The sequence below is a fragment of the Metabacillus bambusae genome (genome assembly GCF_017497975.1).
Lineage (GTDB): Bacteria > Bacillota > Bacilli > Bacillales > Bacillaceae > Metabacillus > Metabacillus bambusae.
Genome location: NZ_JAGDEL010000006.1, coordinates 117,637 through 136,992, shown reverse-complemented (window position 1 = coordinate 136,992; position 19,356 = coordinate 117,637). Strand labels below are relative to the sequence as shown.

Genomic DNA, 19,356 nt, shown 5'->3' with positions numbered 1-19,356 from the left:
CTTCTAAAAATAGCAGAATAAGATGGGAAACAACAATTTTGAAAATACCAACTATAGTAACTATAGATTAGGTTACTTAGTAATGTTCTGTTAATTTATTTTAAAAAAATTCACTACTTTTTAACTTTTTAAAGATCAACTATAATTCAAGGAGGAAGTGTTTTATTATGAAAAATGAGTAGGGAGTGGTTAGGTGAATTATCGAACACTTGGTAAAACAGGCCTTGAAATTTCTGAAATCGGCTATGGGGCATGGGGGATTGGAAAAACAAGTTGGATTGGTGCTGATGATAGAGAATCATTAAAATCACTACATAAATCTGTGGATCTAGGCTTGAATTTCATTGATACCGCACTTGGATATGGTGAAGGGCATAGTGAACGCTTAATTAACGAGCTACTAAAAGAGCGCTCTGAAACTATTTATGTTGCAACTAAAATACCGCCGAAAAATCGGCAGTGGCCAGCTCGTGAAGCTGTTCCCGTTGAAGAAACATTTCCTGCAGATCATATCATCAAATGTACAGAGCAAAGTTTGCGAAATCTTGGTGTTGAATCAATTGACCTTCAGCAGTTTCATGTTTGGTCTGATGAATGGGTGCAGCAAGGTGACTGGCTTGAAGCAATCGAAAAGCTAAAAAAAGATGGGAAAATTAAGCATTTTGGTATTTCCATAAACGATTATCAACCTGAAAATGCGATTAAATTGATTGAAACAGGTCTCGTCGAAAGTGTACAGGTGATTTACAATATATTTGAACAAACTCCTGAAGATGCATTGTTACCAGCTTGTCTAGAAAATAATGTCGGTGTGATTGTTAGAGTTGCCTTAGATGAAGGAGGGCTAACTGGTCAAATTACTCCAAATACGACTTTTGATGAGGGAGATTTTAGAAATAATTATTTCAAAGGTGATCGAAAACAAAAATTGGTAAATAGGATCGAAAAAATAAAAACAGATGTTAACATATCATCAGATCAAATGGCAGAAACGGCATTGCGGTTTGTCTTGAGTCATCCAGCTGTTTCAACTGTCATACCAGGAATGCGTTCTTTGAGAAATGTCGAGAGAAACTGTCAAGTAGGAGACGGTAAAGGGCTTCCACAAGAAATGGTGCAAAAGTTAAAAGCACATCGTTGGGCACGGAACTTTTATTTAGCTTAATAATCAATTCTTTATATGAAGACAAACGCATCGGTCCAAATCCTGAAAAATCTGTTCAAAATTAGACACCCTATGAAAATAGGGTGTCTTTTTGAGTGAAAAGTATTTAATAATAGTTTCATAGGACCTAAACATCAATATCTACTTAAATTAAAATGATTACTTTGAATCTAAAAATCTTACATCTTGACAGTAGATTTTTAATTATGGTATATTTATCTCGAATTAAGTATATTTTAATTTGAGATAATATCTCGCTTAATTCTTTAAATTATGAGTTGTAAAATCAATAACATGGAAAATATAGTATTAATGATTCACTATCTCTTATAGAGGAAGCAACGAAAGAAAAGGGGTAGTACACAGTTCAACAATGTAGGGCTATGTTTGTAGCTTAATTGGAGGAGATTATAGTGAATGAATTAAAAGGATTACACCATGTAACAGCCATTACAAGTAGTGCAGAAAAGAACTATGAATTTTTCACTTATGTTTTAGGCATGCGTCTAGTAAAGAAAACAGTAAACCAAGATGATATTCAAACATATCACTTATTTTTCGCAGATGACAAAGGTAGTGCAGGTACAGATATGACTTTCTTTGACTTCCCTGGCATTCCCAAGGGTGTACATGGTACAAATGAGATATATAAAACATCGTTCAGGGTACCAAGTGATGCAGCGTTAGATTATTGGGTAAAACGTTTTGATCGTTTAGAGGTAAAGCATACAGGAATGAAAGAACAATTTGGGAAAAAGACGCTTTCATTTGTTGATTTTGATGAACAAGAATATCAATTAATTTCAGATGAAAATAATGAAGGCGTAGCTTCTGGTACACCATGGCAAAATGGACCGATTCCTCTTAATTTTGCAATAACTGGTTTAGGTCCAATTTTTGTTCGTATCGCTAATTTAGATTACTTTAAAGAAATGTTGGAAAAAGTTCTATTATTTAAAGAAATAGATCAGTCAGGATCATTTCATCTATTTGAGGTTGGTGAAGGAGGAAATGGTGCCCAAATAGTAGTAGAGTATAATGCAATTCTTCCTCAAGCTAGACAAGGTTTCGGTACAGTTCACCATGCGGCATTCCGTGTTGAAGACCGAGCGGTTCTAGAAGAATGGATTAAACGTATGGAAAGCTTCGGATTCCAAACCTCTGGATATGTTAATCGTCACTTTTTTGAGTCATTGTACACAAGAGTTGCTCCGCAAATTCTATTTGAGTTTGCAACAGATGGTCCAGGGTTTATGGGAGATGAACCTTATGAAACGCTCGGAGAAAAATTATCTTTACCTCCATTCTTAGAGCCAAAACGTGAACAAATTGAAAGATTAGTTCGCCCAATAGATACTGTAAGAAGCACAAAAGAATTCATTAAAGAATAATGAGGGATTTACTTTTTGATAAGTATTTTGAAAATTAAGGAGCTTCCTAGAAGATGTTTCATAAATAGGAAGCTTTGCCTCAATAAGTAATTACACACAATTTTTCATTTAAAAATGGTTTCAAATCAATTAGTTGACAAAAGGAATAAAACACATTAGAATTATCTCATATTCAAGATGTTTAAAGTTGAGATATGTAACATGAAAAAAATATTAGAGTTTATGAAGAACATCTCATCAAATGCAATCCTGGTTTTAATGAAGTTGATAAGATTTCGAGGGGATACCCTTTATACATTACAATGTCAAATTATAAAAAATTTCTTTATCCATATATCTCAGTTTCAAAATTCTTTAAATGAGGGTAAGGAAATCTTAGGAAAACTTTAAAAAGAAGATTAGTATGGAGTCTTTCCTTATTTAAGAAAAATGAATCAATCGCGTATTAAAACCTCCAAATTAAAGGGGTTGATAAATTTCAATAATATTTTATGAGAACAAACAATATATTTAGGTGGTGCAGAAGATGGGTTTTTTAGAGAAATTATTTGGTGGATCTAAACATAAGGAGGAAAAAACAATGACAAAATTAAACATTGGAATTATCTTAGGAAGTACACGTCAAGGACGATTAAGTCCACAAGTAGGAGAATGGGTTAAAGCAATTGCCGACAAACGTGAAGATGCAAACTATGAAATCGTAGATATTGCGGAATTTAAATTACCATTTTTAGGCGAAACAGATGGTCAAGAGCCAGGAATAAAAGCTTGGTCAGAAAAACTTGCTAGTTTAGATGGATTCGTATTTATTACACAAGAATACAATCACAGTATTACAGGAGCATTAAAAAATGCACTTGATTTAGCTCGTGTGGAGTGGAACAATAAAGCAGCAGGTATTGTTAGCTATGGTTCAACAGGTGGAGCGCGTGCAGCAGAACATCTTCGTGGGATCCTAGGAGAATTACTAGTAGCGGACGTTCGTACACATCCTACATTGTCATTATTTACAGATTTTGAAAACGGAAGTGTTTTCAAGCCAGCTGAATTACATCTTGATAATGTTAATGCGATGCTTGACCAAGTTATTGCATGGAGTGGCGCACTAAAAACATTACGATAAAACAAATGACAAATAGTTAAACATGGGAGGGGAGGATCATTATTCCTCTCTTTTTTTATATGATCAGAATTAAAATCCTAGGAATATGTCAATAAAGTCAGCATTTAATAGGAAAGTATGTTAACATATTATGGTAAATGCTGTTTAAGCAACACTTTACCATATAAATAGAACGAAGTTTATATGAACTTGTCCACGCATCTACTTTTAGTAGTATTTTTAAAAGAAAGAAGGTGTGAAATGATTGGTGATTAATATCTTATTTACAATTATGTTCGTACTTGGTGTCAATTATCTAATCAATTATCAGTTAAGAATAAAGAAAGCAGCTGATTTATCTAAGGATACATTATTTCCTAATATAGACGATGAGTTTAGTAGTATCCTCCTGCCAATTGAATGGAAAGAAATGGAGCCACTTGCAAAGAATACGAAATCCTATCAATATGTGAAATGGGGAACCATTATTGCCCTTGTTTTGTTAACGGTTCTATTGTGGATTGTCCTTGCAACAGATTGGTTAGGCTCTTCCTTTTTAAGTATTGTCTATTTGTTTATTGTGATCATTAGCTCGATTAAGCATCGTGGAAATCTGTTCATTTTATCAAAGGGAATCATTCTTAATGGTAAGTTCTATTCTTCAAATCAAATAAAATATTATCAAATAGAAAAAATTGTCCGGTGGCACGAGCTTTATGGGCTTGATGATCGGTTGAACAACGCTTATAAAATGACATTCAAAATAAAGAAAGAGCTATTCCCTCCAAATTATATTGTTGTAAAAGATGCTGATTACCTTGAACGAATGATTCTTTTACTTGATGAACAAGGTATCCCAGGTATTAAAGAAATAGAGCAAGCTAATTCTTCAGTTGGTAATTTTACAACTAAATCTTAAGTGTTTCACATAAGTTAATTGTTTAGAATCCTCTACAAATAGTCGTAACCCATTAATGGATTGCGCCTATTTGTGTTTCAAGGAACAACGGTTATTTATTAGTAATAAATAATTTTACCTCTTTTTAATCAATAGAAATAAACTCACATCTAAAGCTAACTAATTAACAAAATTGGATGATCAGATGGATATTTAAAATATTGTCTGATCGCAAGTGATATACCTTTTGCAATATTTGTAGCCATTGTATAAATAAGATGGAGATTTGTGTAAAAAAGAGAAGATTCTACGGCAGGATCATTTTCCAGGACCACTCCCATTACGCTACAATCTCCAATAGAAGGAAGGTTATGGCCAAGACCAATGCCTGGGCGCAATGAGCCTTCTCGAACAACAATCGTGTTCACAATACCTTCGGAACCTAGTACACTATCAATTGCAACAACAAAGCTATTATTTGGTAAGGCAATACCCGAAAATCTAGGGACGAGGGTTGTGGCATCTAAGGGAGACTTAAGATTTCCCAATACAGTTAAGTGATTTGGATACATGTCTTGAAGTAATGTTCCAACAAATGGGCCTAGGCTGTCGCCATTAATAAGGTTAGAACCAATGCCTACGACATAAATATGCTCTATCCCTTCTGGAATAAGGGAATACAAGGTGTTACGAATGAACAGCGGTGCTAGTTTATGGCTATATGGGATAATTCCCTCAAGCATTGAAATTCTCGTATCCATATCATTCCGTTTATACATGTAGTTATTTCCCCTCACCAATATTTTAAGTCGTTTATCGATCTCTATATAGCGCTTTCATTTTTGGATATAGAGAGTTTGATCGTTATTTTGTAATTGTAGCATGATTTAATATTCTTTATTTATAAAAAAATTCCTTCTATAAATTTTTTATAGAAATACGCAACTGATTGACATCTTATTTGATCCTAGATTGATTTGCTGTTTGTATGAGGATTATTATTGGTAATGACCCTAGCTCATTGGCAATATTATAATATAGATGCTAAATGGAGGTGTGACATGGCAGTTGTTAAGGCTACTGAAGCAGATATTGACCTCTTGGCAAGATTACTAAGGGCTGAAGCTGAAGGAGAGGGCGTACAAGGGATGCTGCTTGTTGGCAACGTAGGAATTAATCGTATTAGAGCAAATTGTTCTGATTTTAAAGGACTTAAAACCATTCCGAGTATGATTCATCAACCACATGCATTCGAGGCCACTATTAAGGGATATTTTTATCAAAGGGCAAGAGAAAGTGAAAAACGTTTAGCCCGTCGAGTAATAAATGGAGAAAGATTTTGGCCTGCACGGTTTAGTTTATGGTACTTTAGGCCACCAGGAGATTGTCCAGCACAATGGTATAATCAGCCACACGTCGCTCGTTACAAACTTCATTGTTTTTATGAACCAACTGCAGAAACATGTGAGAATATTTATAACACTTTTTAAGATGTAGGTATATTTTAGAAATGGAAAAAGAGTAGCAAAGTAACAAGAGAAAAAGTGAATTGATAGCGAAAGGCTGGCTATAGCTGATAAAAAATGAGCTAAAGTCAGCTTTTTTTTACATAGTAAAGAAATATATGCAAAAAAATAGAGCGGTAGTGCACCATTAATTAGACGGAAGAGTACCCAGACCGCCCACGGAAAGCAAACGCCTGCAGCGGAAATCAGCAACCAAGACAGAACCAAATTTTAAAAATATGTTCTAAAGAGAAGGAGATATTGTGCTAGGTCAATCCACTATGAGAAAATGTTTTTATACCGTTGGAAGGGATGATACATATGGCAAATTTAAAATTCGAAATAATAGAAAAGATTGGAACAATTTCAGAAGGAGCAAAAGGATGGAAGAAGGAATTAAATCTAATGAGCTGGAATGACCGTGAGCCAAAATATGATTTGCGTGATTGGGATCAAGATAACGAAAAGATGGGAAAGGGAATTACATTATCTAAGGATGAGTTAATTCAATTAAAAGAGATTTTGAATGGAATGGACTTATAATAAGCAAGATAAAAGGACAGGTGCGATAGATAAACCGCTCCTGTTTTTTTGATGTTAGAAACAGTACTTATTGCCACTCGAAAGCATTCATAATTTAGTCCTAACAAATACACGAATGGTAAATCTGCCAATAATTCACTAATGTGTTCCTCTTGTAAACCTGTTAGCCTTGTAGATGGCCCTGTTTTATCCTAAAAAACAAACAGGAGGTTATCAAAATGAAAAAATTATTAAACATAGTGATCACAATTACACTAGTAATTGGGTCTTATATAGTATTTCCTACAACTAAAATAAATGCTCAAGCAGAAGGTTCGATTCAGACTGGTGACACGTTGAAATTATTATGGGAAAAATATGATATCGAAAAAGTTGATAGTGACTCCATCGACTTACGTTTTATAAATGAGGAAGAAAAAGCAAAAATTTCAAAGAGCTTGATCGAAAACAAAGAAAACTCTTTAAATGTCTCAGATAAAGAAAATTCTTTGGAAATCTCAAACAAAGAAAAGAAATTGCTTGCTCGTCTTGTCCATGCAGAAGCAAAAGGTGAGCCATTTGAAGGTAAAGTAGCAGTTGCGACAGTTGTGTTGAATCGCGTTGAACACAAAGAATTTCCTGATACAGTTAAGGAAGTTATTTATGAAAAGAATGCATTTGAACCTGTCCAAAATGGTTCAATAAATGAAAATGCTGATAAAGAGGCGCATAAAGCTGTTAAAGAAGCTTTAGCGGATCAAGAAAATAATGATGAGTTACTTTACTTTTATAACCCTGAAACGGCAACAAGTGATTGGATTTTAACTCGTGAAGTTGTTAAGACAATTGGAGATCACGCATTTGCTATTTAAAGGGCGCGTACAGCATATTAAAAAGTACCCTATAGAGTAGACATAGAAAAAGTCTACCAATTGGGTGCTTTTTTGTATAATTCTTCTTTAGAAGTCTGTTTTTCATTTTGGTTGTTTGCACAAACTTTGTTGCTATATAACAAGTATTGGGAATAGTTGATTGCAGCGAGAGGATGCTCGCTTTCCGTGGGGCGGGCGGTGAGCCTCTTCGGCGTAAACGCCTGCATAAGTCTCACCTGTCCCGCTGCTCCCACAGGAGTCTCGCACCTTCCGCTCCAATCAACCTAAATAGTTTTTGTTCAAGGAACATAATTAAAAACAACAATCTTTTAGAAGAGAGCCTTCATTTTACACAACTGAATACTTGTTCGTGCATTATTGCATACAGGTGAAAACAATGGACAACAACGGGATCATGATAGAATATTGGATTATATAAGAGGTTAGTTGAAGTGATACAAGGAGGTAAATTTAAAATGGTGAACCGAGCAATGAATATTATTATTACAGACTATAATGAAAACTGGACTCAATTATTCAAAAAAGAAGCAAAATTAATTAGAGAGATTTTAAAAGATGAACTTGTAGAGATTCATCATATAGGCAGTACAGCAGTGCCCGATTTGAAAGCTAAACCAATCATCGATATAATGCCAATCGTAAAAGACATTACAAATGTTGATAATTTTAATGAAAACATGATTGAAATAGGTTATGAGCCACTTGGAGAGTTTGGGATTAAAGGAAGAAGATATTTCAGAAAAGGTGGAGAAAACAGGACACATCAAATACATATGTTTCAATATAATAATCATTTAGAAATTGAACGCCATTTGGCGGTTCGTGATTATCTTAGATCACATAAAAAAGACGCAGATGAGTATGGAAAGTTGAAGGAAAGCCTTGCACTTGAATTCCCTAAAGACATTGAAGGATATAGTAATGGTAAAAGTGATTTTATTGAAAACTTGGAACGGAAAGCAATTGAATGGAGGCTTAAAAATGAAAGGTAATCTTCGATTTCTTTTTTTAAACTAAAGCAGCTAATGGTTTGTCAACATTTTTCAATAAAAGGATTATTAACCTCAAGGGTTCAAAGAAATTGGTAGAAGAGCACGACTCAAAATCGTGTTCCGTGAGGAGTGTCGGTTAGACCCCGACCACTGGTATCTAATTAAGATTAGAAAAGCTAATTTCTAGAACGTTTCTTATTCATTGTAAGGAACGTTTTTTAGTTTTTTATTTATCACAAATATTATTAGAATTCCCTGAAGAGAATTCTGCTGCAATGGATATAAAAATTGATGAGATTGAAAGATTTTTTAAATCATTAGAATTAGAAAAGAAATGTCCCCCACCGGTATCTGATTAAGTAAAAAAACAAATTATCAACGTTTCTTACACAATGTAAGGAACGTTTTTTATTTATCATAATTCATACAAAAATATTGTGTGCTTACCTGTCATTACGCATAGACGTATAAAATGGAAAGCAAGTTTTAAGGTAAGAATGGAAATGGTAGAAAAAATAGAGATCGTTTGCCAACATAAAACACTCACAAATCTTGTTTTTACGATGATTGAAAGTGTTTTTATTTATTTGGGAAATGAGTACATTATACAAATTTTTTAATTTCAATAGCTTAATAAGAGAGTGTAATGTACATATAATTTTCCCATCACAAAATATTTACATTTTTATGTGAAATATCCGCTACTCTCCTTTCATTTCTTTGTATATATAGAGTGAAAAGAACTTCTTAAAAGAAAGGGAAGTGGTTAAGATGGCAAAATATCGAATTGTGCGTACTGATTTTTGGAAGAATCCGGTTGTTTCAGAAGAGATGACCCCGGAGGATAGGTATTTTTACCTTTATCTTCTTACGAATCCCAATACAACTCAAATTGGAATCTATCAAATAACGAAGAAACAAATGGCTTTCGATTTGGGGTATTCGATTGAGAGTGTTCAGTCTCTAATGGAACGATTCACCCGGCATCATAAATTGATTCGTTACAATCCTGAGACAAGAGAACTAGCCATTAAAAACTGGGGAAAAGATAACCTTTGTAAAGGGGGGAAACCGGTTATGGATTGTATTTTTTCGGAATTAAAAGAGGTTAAGGATACCTCGCTTATTCCGTATGTTTTGGAATCCATTCAAAAACAGGAGATTCGTAGCCTATATGAATCTTTTTGTGAGCCTGAAAGATTGTCCTCTGACAAGGATATGAAAGATCGAAATGAACAGGATACATATCCAGATACGGATGAAGATGTTAACGATACGTCTGTGTCTCGTTATACGATACGGGGACAAAAAGAAAAAGAAAAACAAAAACAACAACAACAAAAAGCTTTTAACCCAAATATAGAGAATAATCCATACATAGAGGATCAACCACAAAATCAAAAAACAAACGATGTGACAGAAATCGTTGAGTTTTGGGACAACAATAGATTTGGTTTTTCAAACGTGAATGCTAAACAGCAGCTGTTAACTTGGTTAAATGATTCTAGCCTTTTACAGGCGAAAGATCTAATCTTAAAAGCCATGACAATTGCCTGTGCTAATAACAAGCGGGAGCTGAACTATATGGCTGGTAACTTAAAAAACTGGGGAAATGATCTTTACTGTCCGTTGAAGAAATTGACTCTTATCAAGAGAACCAAAAGCCTGACCCAAAGTATAGGCAAACAACTGAATCGGTTCCATCTGAAAGAGTGATCCCAAGTGGGGTTGAACTTGATCTAACAGCAGGTGAAGAGGATGAGTATGTGAAAAAGCGTTCTTAGGAAGCTTGATGAAGGCAGAATGCATACTCAAGGGTACCATTATTCAACCTGAACAGCTAGAAAGCACAATGCATAAAGAATTAATGCGAAGAATGGTGGAATTAAAACGAACAGGTAAGTATGTTGATTTAATCACGTTGACGACCTTACCAGACCTTCATTCATTCGGCGGATGTCTTACTTCTCGGAGCAGGAATCGTATGCGGATCTTGAGAAATTCGAAGAAATAGAGAAGCTCATTCTTGATCTTTGGAAGGAACGGGAAAAGAGAAACATTTTAACCGTAGCGTCTGAGAAGGTGAATAAATATAACGAGGTTAAGATTGATAAATTTCTCATTCATGTACCAAGATCTTCAAACTACAGTCAATTAGATCCTGTTTACAGGGATCAATTTAAAGTGGTCTCACCTGACTATGGAATTACAAAATTTAGTTGCATGACTCAAGGTGTAGAGAAAATCTAGGGAATAGGACAAGACTCTTTTCGTTGAAGATGCAATTTCCAGAGTTTGGGCTGATAGGCAAGTTACCAAAACCAGCTTCATGCAATAAGTTACTTGTATAAGCCGAAGGGAGTGAGAAAGTGGGTAGACGAATAAAACATACTTCACGTGACGTGGAGGAGTTAGCGAGGCTCATGACAGCGGAAGCGATCGGTGAAGGAGCACAAGGGATGAACATGGTGGGAACGGTTGTGGCAAATCGGGTCGAGGCTGACTGTGCACCTGACTTCAGAGGGTTGCGCAATATCAGACATGCGATTTATCAAACCATACCTGGAACTGGAATACCTCACTTCGAACCCGTCTTAAATGGAACATTGTATACACAACGTCCCAACGAAGCTGACCTACAGAGGGCAAGGAATTTGTTGCATGGTCATAGGGAACCTCGGTCCAGAATGAGTTTGTGGTTTTTTAACCCTAGTCCGGGGAAAAAATACCGAGCTGCTTGTACCGCCACAATGCCAAGATCCCCCATGACTAAGTTTGACTTTGCGCATAAGAATCATTGTTTCTATATCGCTGTACCGGGCTATTGCGAAGAGTTTTATAGATAACTTAAAAAGGAGCTTATTATCTCATGACTTGTGGAGATTCTATTAATTATCCAATGAATTATTATCCTGGTTTTTATCCATCTTCCATGATGCGGGGCAGTGTCGCACAACAATCTGGCGGCTTCCCGGCGACTATGCCTTCTGGGCCCGCGTATGCCGCCCCAGTGGTCCCGATGGGGACTGGACAGCAACTTCCGGCAGGCATGATGGAAGAATCATTTATCGAAAATATCCTACGCTTCAACAAAGGTAAGGTCGGTACATTCTACTTTACTTACCAAGGTAACAACAAATGGAATTCAATGGTTTACCGCGGGCGCGTAGAAACTGCTGGTCGGGACCACATCATCATTAGCGACCCGTCCAGCGGTAAACGCTACCTGCTGATGATGGCAAATCTCGACTGGGTAGAATTCGATGAACAAATTAACTATCCTCAGGCGGAAATTAATCCGGAAGTCCAGGCGTCCCTGACGACATCGGAGTAAATTTGTAGAACGCAAAAACCCGCTTATTTCATTTTGGGAAAATGAGCGGGTTTTTAGTTCTGACAACATTTAGAATGAAAATTCGGCTTTATTGGTCACAACAGCGGTCACATTAGTGGTCACAATTCCTCTAAAATCTTAACATATACCTTACTCTCCAACACTACTTTTAGTAATCTTTTTCAATAAACTCGCGCAACTCATCCGGCTTATGAAACTCTATCGGCGAAACACCCTTCTCAAACTCAATCATATCCTTCTCAAGAAGCAGCACATACCGCCCATTAATCTTCCCTAAATGAAAATTCTCACCAAAATCAGCAAGCAACCCCTTGATATGTGTGTGTATCGCCTAGTTTCATCTTCAACTCAGCCACAGGGTGCGGTGCTCAACAATCATTGCAGTTGCTTCTACAACCTGCTCGGTTGTCAGTCATTCTTGAATTTCACGCTTTGGACTTGCTTTCCAGATTTCTATTTCCTGCTCGAATTGTTGACGTTCTTTGCTGTTTCACTCATCTGTTTCCTAGACATGCTTCTGAACTATTGTCATAATTTGTGTTTTTAATATTTCAGGCATTGACTCCTATATTCGATAAATTTCAAGAAGCCTTCAAAGTAGCAGGCGTGTAAGGCTTGGTGAATTTTAAGTTCATCACTTTTAATCATTCCTTTTTCAGGCATGTAGGGGTATTGGATCGACTTCATATTTTTAGAAGGAGGCTCATCGCCCGCCCTGCGGAAAGCTAGCATCTCTTGCTGCAATCAACCTCGCAGTACACCTTGGTAAATAGCAACAAAGTTTGCGAAAACAGCCATGACAAAAAAAGACAAAAAATTCATTCGGCATTCCGTTTTTTCATCACCTAAATGCACATTTGTTCACCTGTCCGTTATAGAAAAACAGTTAAAAAGACGACGATTTAAGTGGAGTTAATAAATATTCACATACCTGCATAATAGCTAAATGTGATACACTTATTTTCAGAAAAATATAATTATATAACTATACCGTACTCGGGAAATATGTGGGGGATTCAGATGAATATAACATTATCAAATAGAATGCACTCTTTTCAACCATCAATTTTTAGTGAATTATCACAATATAAAAAACAAAAACTTTCAGAAGGTGCCCCGATAATTGATTTAAGTATCGGAAGTCCAGATCTAGCACCTCCTTCTTTCATAACAAAAATATTAGCAGAAGAGGTGCTTAAAGGCGATCAGTATGGGTATTCGTTAACAGGAACGAGCGAATTTAATCATGCGGTTTCAGTTTTTTATAAGAGAAACTATCAAGTTAATTTAACAGATCAAGAGGTATTATTACTTATGGGTTCTCAAGATGGGCTTGTCCATTTTCCAATGATTTTTGCCAATCCTGGTGATGTCATTCTAGTGCCTGATCCTGGTTATACGGCATATGCTGCAGGAATTGCAATGGCAGGAGCAAAGCCTTATTTTATGCCGCTAAAAAAGGAAAATCAATTTTTACCTGATCTTTCGCTGATCCCTACTGAAGTTGCTGAACAAGCTAAGATAATGATATTAAATTTTCCTGGAAATCCTGTTCCAGCCTTAGCTAGCAAGGAGTATTTTGCTGAAGTTGTTGCCTTTGCTAAAAAGCATCATATTATTGTGCTACATGACTTTGCCTACTCAGAGCTCTATTATGAAGGTAATAAGCCTGTTAGCTTTTTATCGATTGATGGTGCCAAAGACGTTGGTGTTGAAATGTCCTCATTTTCTAAAAATTATAATATGGCGGGTAGTCGTATTGGTTACTTAGCGGGGAATAAGCAAATTGTCCAAGCGCTGAATCAGCTGAAGAGTAATTTAGATTATGGTGTTTTCTTACCTGTTCAAAAGGCTGCCATTCGTGCTCTAGAGGAAGGGGCAGAATTTTGTGAATCTAGCCGGAAAGTTTACCAAGAAAGAAGAGATTTATTGGTGAGTGGGCTCAAAGAAATTGGGTGGGAAATCACCAAACCTGATGCAGGTATGTTTATATGGGCAGAAATTCCGCCAGGCTTTACATCTCTTGAATTTACCTATGCTTTAATCGATAGGGCAAATGTGGTTGTTACACCAGGTCATGCATTTGGATCAAATGGTGAAGGGTATGTAAGAATCGCATTGGTGAATGATACTGATCAACTTATGAAGGTTATTTCTTCTGTTAAATCAGCTAATATTTTTTAAAAAAAGACTCAGTTGGTCATGAGATTATATACCAAAATACGACGAATATTGATAAATTTTACAAAAACATAACAATTTTCACAATTATGCTTTATATAACTCCAGTAAACTCATATTATCTGAATATTTCACAAATGGATTTGAGGAGGATAATATGTTAAGAATCCAAAAAATGGTTACTAAATCGTTTTTGGCTGCTGTTTCGTGTGTGTTATTGCTTGCCCCTGTTAATACAAGTGCAGCTGAGCCGATGACAAAATATGAAAGAGAGGCTGGACAAGCCCTTCATGTTGAGTTATTAGGTCGTTATACAAGTGGAGCGGAGATTGGAGAAGGTGGAACAGAGATTGTCGTTTATGATTCATTAACACATCGTGCCTTTTCTGTTAATGGAGCTGCAAAGGCACTTGAAATTATTGATTTATCTGTCTTAAAAATGGGTGAACAGGAAATACCGCGTATAAAACAAATTACTTTAGCTGACTTAGGTGTTTCTGCATCAGATGTTACAAGTGTTGCGATTCATCCAGATGGTGAGTTTATTGCTGTTGCTGCTCCTGCTGAAAACAAAGTTGATGTTGGACATGTTGTGTTTATGACAACTGATGGGGATTATCTCTCACATGTTAGTGTTGGATCATTACCAGATATGTTAACATTTACGTCTGATGGAACAAAGGTATTAGTTGCAAATGAGGGTGAACCGAATGGAGATTATTCTGTTAATCCAGAAGGAACTGTAAGTATAATTGATGTTTCGGCTGGTGTAGAATCTTTAACTGATCAAGCTGTGAGTCAGGTTCACTTTACGGATGATAGTATTGAAGCGGGAGTTAGAAAGGTTCATCCAGACAGTACATACTCGCAAGATTTAGAACCTGAATATATCGTTGTTGATGATCAAAATCAGTATGCGTATGTTGCATTACAGGAAAACAATGCGATTGCTAAGCTTGATCTAGAAAATAAGAAATTTGTTACAGTCAAAAGCCTAGGCTATAAAGACTTTTCAGTAGGGGAAAACAAACTTGATGCTTCGAATGATGATGACGAAATTAATATTACCAATTGGCCAGTATTATCAATGTATCAACCTGATGGAATGGCTTCATACACAGTAAATGGTCAATCTTATATTTTGTCAGCAAATGAAGGGGATGCCCAAGATTATGATGAATTTTCTGAGGAAGCAAGAGTGGCGGATTTAGTTGATTCATATGATTTAAATGCTGATTTATTTGAAGGCTATTCACAAGAGGAGCTTGATCAGTTGATTGCAGAGGGTTTATTTAACGATGAAAAACTAGGAAGATTAAACTCGACAACTTCAGCACCGATGAATCAAGAAGGAAAATATGAAGCAATATATGGCTTTGGTGCACGTTCATTTTCGATTTGGGATGCCAATACACTAAAGCTTACTTATGATAGTGGCGCTGATTTTGAAGAAATAACGAAGGAAGTCTATAAAGAAAATTATTTTAATACAAATAACGATGAGAATAGTTTTGATTCGCGGAGTGATGATAAAGGTCCAGAACCGGAAACTGTTACTGTAGGACAGGTCCAGGGTGGAGATTATGCCTTTATTGGTTTGGAAAGAACAGGCGGGATTATGATTTATAATATCAGTAATCCAAATTCTCCTTCGTTTAATCATTATTTTTCAAGTCGTGTATTTAACGAAGATGAAGCTGTAACAGCTGCAAATGGAGACGTTGCACCTGAAGGATTAACATTTATTCCAGCTGAAAAAAGTCCAACTGGACAAAATATCTTACTAGCAGCTCATGAGATTTCAGGTACAATTGCAGCATATCAAATTGGAATAGAAGTTGCTGCTCCTGTTGAAGAAGATCCAACTGAAGAGGAAGAAAAGCCAGAAGAAAATCCAGAAAATCCAGTTGATGAAACACCAAACCCTAATGTAGAAAAACCAGAGGAAGTTCCATCTGATGAGGAATTACCCGACCAAGATGAAAATGATGTTTTGTCTCCACTTGAGAACGACCAAGATGAGGATAAGATCGAAAACGAGCAAACAGAAAACTCTACAGAAGAAATTAGTGCTAATCAAACAAATGATTCATCAACAGTTAATGGTGAAAAGTTACCTGATACAGCAACAATGAATAGCACATTTTTGCTTTTAGGATCTGTTTTTGTTGTTATTGGAATTTTCTTATTTAAACGTAAAAATAGAGTAGAGCAATAACCGAGATAGTAGGTTTATCTCTTTGGAAAAACTTCGGTTTATAAAGTAAAAAGCTAAAAACCTATTTGTTTAGGTCGTTAGCTTTTTTCGTCTATAAATGGACTTTTTCAGTGCGCTCTCTAAATAATCCGATTTTTTTATATCCTAATAAACTGTTAGTTTTTTGTAAACGGGGGAATATAAAGGAAGATTGTATATTTTAGCTTCTTTCCAAATGATTGGTGCGTTAAGAATTCCAAGTGAAAAAAGACTTAGTATGTAAGTGAAATACACAAAGAAAAGCTTTTTTTCGCAGAGTAGAAAAACTACAATCATTGATAGAACAGGTTTTGTTAAAGATTAGCATTTTATGATAAGAGAGGAATGAATACTAGGATGAAAACAGTTACATTTGCAATATTAGAAGGCAATCAAGAGAAATATAATGAAATTGAGATCCTTCTTGCAAAAATGGACGGGGTTGAACGAGCGTTAATCGATTTGAATGATGGTGATCTTAAGGTTGAATTCAATGAAGTTATCATCGATACCTCTCAAGTAAAACAAGCGATAGAAAGTCAAGGTTCTATAATAAAGGAAATCAAGGAATAACTGCTCGTTTTAGACATCTATGGGTGTCTTTTTTTTGTGCAAAAATTAGATTTAAACTATTAACTCGTTAAAATCCTTATATTAATCAAAAGCCAATAGGTTAGCTTTGTTAGTTGTTTTTATCTTTTGAATCTAAAAAGTATTTAGTGGAATTGATAATGTGCCTATAAATATCCCTTTTTTAAAGCCGATATATATATCGTAGCATACTAAATGTTGCTTTATTTATACGTTATATAACTAATCAAAATATTAACAACTTAGGAGAAGATGATGAAACAAAGAAAATTTTCGATTAATAAATGGGACAGTATATCAACGAAGTTACTAGTATTAGTGAGTTTAATTATTATTATAACCTCTACAATCATTGGGGGAGCTAGCTATTTTATCGCAAAAAAGTCATTGATTGAAGAAGGTAAATCAGAGTTGAAATATATTGTGGAAGGCTCTGTTGTAACTTTATCTGTATTAAATGAACAGGTTGAAAATAATGAAATAAGTATTGAAGACGCCAAAGAAAAAGCAAGAGAGCTACTAAGTGGTCCGAGACTTTCTGGAGATAAGGGGTATGACTATAAAAAGTCACCTTTCTTATACAAAGAAGATGGTTATATCATAGGCTATGGGCCAGATTATTCAGCGCAAATTCATCCGTCAAATCCTATTGGTTCTATACCATCTGATACAACAAATCGTGAAAAGATGGTAGAGGGAGCAGGTGCAACATCTCCATCTGATCGTTATGTTATGTATGAAGATAAGAATGATGAAACAGGTGAAATAAGAAATAAGATTGCATATATGACTCATTTTGAGCCATGGGATTTGTATGTTGGTATTGCGGTATACGAAGATGAATTCTATGGAGGCTTAATAGAATTAAAGGTTATAATCATGATAATAACGGCGCTTATCACTGTTCTTAGTCTTTTCGTCTTCTACACATTAACAAAAAAGAAAATTAGATTACTTGTTGATGCTACGGCAGCGTCTATTGCTATTTCAAATGGTCAAATTCACAATTTGACATTACCTGAATCAAAGGATGAAATTGGACAATTAGGCTATGCGTTTAATCAGATGACAGCACAACTTAGAGAGCTTTTACAAAAACTACAAAATACTAGTAGTCATTTATTAGACTCAGCATCTGATTTATCCGCTGTTTCTGAGGAAACTTCGGCAAGTAGTGAAGAAATTGGTCGAGCAATTTCTGAAATATCCCATGGCACACTTTCACAAGCTAGCGAGTTAGAAGATACTAATCAAAGAGTAGAGCACTTAAATCAATCAATTAAAACGATGAATCATCAGAGTAGTGCAATTAAGGAAATGTCTTTGAACTCTGAAAAGGCTACACAACAAGGGAAAACTATCGTCCAACAATTACTTCAGTCAAACGAGGACTCGTTAAAGGCTTCCGATGAAATCAGTATTGGAATTACAAGTTTGTATAATAAAGTAAAAGATATTTCTAGAATAACAGCTACAATTGAAAGTATTGCATCTGAAACAAATCTTTTAGCACTAAATGCAAGTATTGAAGCAGCTAGAGCTGGAGAGCATGGAAAAGGTTTTGCGGTTGTTGCTAGTGAAGTTCGCAAACTAGCGGAGCAATCAAACCTAGCTACAAAACAAATTCAAGGAATGATAAACGGTATCGAAAAAGAAACAGAAAAGACTGTTATGACAATGTCAGATACAACTGTGCATTCTCAACAGCTAAATCAAGCTGTTAAAGCAACAGAAAAAGAATTCAATCATATATCTTCTTCAATTAGTCAAACAATTAAAGCAGTTGAATCATTAAATTACGAATTATCACAAATAACAGATGAAAATAACAACATCACGATTGCTATTCAAAACGCATCTAGTGTTTCGCAACAAACAGCTGCATCTGTTGAAGAAATTACTTCATCAATTGATGAACAAATAAGAGCCGTTTCCAATGTAGCTAGTTCTGCAGAACAATTAACAGAACTTAATCAGCAATTAGATGAACTAATTAAAAAATATACATTTTAATTGCATCTAAAAATTAGTCAGATGAATCTTTCCTATAGTAAAATGTTAAATTAGTGGATTATCTTGAGAAAAGGCATCTTCATAGGATGTCTTTTTTTTTGAGGGAAATATAAAATGGAATGTTTTACATGTGTACTTTAATTGAAGGCTTTTTTCAAAAAATGTTGTTTTTTATAGTTTCTTGAACAAAAACAGTTTTAGGTTGATTGGAGAGGAAGGTGCGAGACTCCTGCGGGAGCAGCGGGTCAGGTGAGACCCCACAGGCGCTTGCGTCGAGGAGGCTCACCGCCCGCCCCGCGGAGCGAGCATCCTCTCGCTGCAATCAACCATCCCATATACTTTTTATATAGCAACGAAGTTTACGACAACAGCCTTAATGAATAAGGAATCTGCTAAAAATACAAAAAACATACAATATTATACAGATATAACATAAAAATTAATTTAAAATAATATTTTTATAGATTATTTTGAATCTTTTGTCGAAAAACAGTTGTTAACTAGTTCATAAA

Annotated in this window: 17 protein-coding genes and 1 pseudogene; 16 read left to right on the top strand and 2 right to left on the bottom strand. The window is 35.4% G+C overall.

The features are described 5' to 3' along the window. Positions 1–193: 193 nt before the first annotated feature. The 4 genes from I7822_RS10610 (at position 194) to I7822_RS10595 (ending at position 4,577) form a co-directional block, all read left to right on the top strand. On the top strand, positions 194–1,165 hold the full coding sequence (locus I7822_RS10610) for an aldo/keto reductase (RefSeq protein ID WP_207977800.1): 972 nt from the start codon (positions 194–196) through the stop codon (positions 1,163–1,165). Between the two features lie 413 nt (positions 1,166–1,578). After that, positions 1,579–2,556: a ring-cleaving dioxygenase gene (locus I7822_RS10605; protein WP_207977798.1), complete on the top strand. Its 978-nt coding sequence runs from the start codon at positions 1,579–1,581 to the stop codon at positions 2,554–2,556. A gap of 526 nt (positions 2,557–3,082) precedes the next feature. Then, on the top strand, positions 3,083–3,679 hold the full coding sequence (locus I7822_RS10600) for an NADPH-dependent FMN reductase (protein ID WP_207977797.1): 597 nt from the start codon (positions 3,083–3,085) through the stop codon (positions 3,677–3,679). A gap of 247 nt (positions 3,680–3,926) precedes the next feature. Beyond that, a complete protein-coding gene (locus I7822_RS10595) occupies positions 3,927–4,577 on the top strand; it encodes a hypothetical protein (protein WP_307847720.1) in 651 nt (216 codons plus the stop codon). Between the two features lie 155 nt (positions 4,578–4,732). Here I7822_RS10595 and yyaC read toward each other — a convergent pair whose 3' ends face one another. Next, on the bottom strand, positions 4,733–5,335 hold the full coding sequence (gene yyaC, locus I7822_RS10590) for a spore protease YyaC (RefSeq protein WP_243459404.1): 603 nt from the start codon (positions 5,333–5,335) through the stop codon (positions 4,733–4,735). A 282-nt stretch (positions 5,336–5,617) separates the two neighbouring features. Between yyaC and I7822_RS10585 the strand changes: the two genes are divergently transcribed. From I7822_RS10585 to gerQ, 8 genes are all read left to right on the top strand, one after another. Continuing rightward, on the top strand, positions 5,618–6,046 hold the full coding sequence (locus tag I7822_RS10585; protein ID WP_207977793.1) for a cell wall hydrolase: 429 nt from the start codon (positions 5,618–5,620) through the stop codon (positions 6,044–6,046). Between the two features lie 336 nt (positions 6,047–6,382). Further along, complete coding sequence (locus I7822_RS10580; protein ID WP_207977791.1) at positions 6,383–6,604, top strand: YdbC family protein; 222 nt, start codon at positions 6,383–6,385, stop codon at positions 6,602–6,604. Between the two features lie 218 nt (positions 6,605–6,822). Further along, positions 6,823–7,455: a cell wall hydrolase gene (locus I7822_RS10575; RefSeq protein WP_207977789.1), complete on the top strand. Its 633-nt coding sequence runs from the start codon at positions 6,823–6,825 to the stop codon at positions 7,453–7,455. A gap of 476 nt (positions 7,456–7,931) precedes the next feature. Further along, positions 7,932–8,468, top strand: a complete 537-nt coding sequence (locus I7822_RS10570) for a GrpB family protein (RefSeq protein WP_243459403.1) — start codon at positions 7,932–7,934, stop codon at positions 8,466–8,468. 771 nt (positions 8,469–9,239) lie between these two features. Further along, on the top strand, positions 9,240–10,184 hold the full coding sequence (locus tag I7822_RS10565; RefSeq protein WP_243459402.1) for a DnaD domain protein: 945 nt from the start codon (positions 9,240–9,242) through the stop codon (positions 10,182–10,184). A 76-nt stretch (positions 10,185–10,260) separates the two neighbouring features. Next, entirely contained in the window at positions 10,261–10,482 is a 222-nt protein-coding gene (locus I7822_RS10560) for a hypothetical protein (RefSeq protein ID WP_207977783.1), read from the top strand. 409 nt (positions 10,483–10,891) lie between these two features. Then, positions 10,892–11,314, top strand: a complete 423-nt coding sequence (locus I7822_RS10555) for a cell wall hydrolase (RefSeq protein ID WP_279381943.1) — start codon at positions 10,892–10,894, stop codon at positions 11,312–11,314. A gap of 23 nt (positions 11,315–11,337) precedes the next feature. Then, positions 11,338–11,802, top strand: a complete 465-nt coding sequence (gerQ, locus tag I7822_RS10550) for a spore coat protein GerQ (protein WP_207977780.1) — start codon at positions 11,338–11,340, stop codon at positions 11,800–11,802. A 169-nt stretch (positions 11,803–11,971) separates the two neighbouring features. Here gerQ and I7822_RS10545 read toward each other — a convergent pair. Then, positions 11,972–12,519 (bottom strand): annotated as a pseudogene (locus tag I7822_RS10545) (DUF3900 domain-containing protein); the annotation flags it as partial. A 324-nt stretch (positions 12,520–12,843) separates the two neighbouring features. Here I7822_RS10545 and I7822_RS10540 point away from each other — a divergent pair. The 4 genes from I7822_RS10540 to I7822_RS10525 all read left to right on the top strand — a co-directional run bounded on the left by I7822_RS10540 (position 12,844) and on the right by I7822_RS10525 (position 18,844). Continuing rightward, on the top strand, positions 12,844–14,007 hold the full coding sequence (locus I7822_RS10540; protein WP_207977778.1) for an LL-diaminopimelate aminotransferase: 1,164 nt from the start codon (positions 12,844–12,846) through the stop codon (positions 14,005–14,007). 154 nt (positions 14,008–14,161) lie between these two features. After that, the gene (locus tag I7822_RS10535; protein WP_207977776.1) at positions 14,162–16,222 is read left to right on the top strand and encodes a choice-of-anchor I family protein; all 2,061 of its coding nucleotides are present in this window, start codon (positions 14,162–14,164) and stop codon (positions 16,220–16,222) included. Between the two features lie 375 nt (positions 16,223–16,597). Continuing rightward, a complete protein-coding gene (locus I7822_RS10530) occupies positions 16,598–16,813 on the top strand; it encodes a heavy-metal-associated domain-containing protein (protein ID WP_207977775.1) in 216 nt (71 codons plus the stop codon). A 273-nt stretch (positions 16,814–17,086) separates the two neighbouring features. After that, positions 17,087–18,844, top strand: coding sequence for a methyl-accepting chemotaxis protein (locus I7822_RS10525; protein ID WP_207977773.1), 1,758 nt, complete (start codon positions 17,087–17,089; stop codon positions 18,842–18,844). Positions 18,845–19,356: the final 512 nt, after the last annotated feature.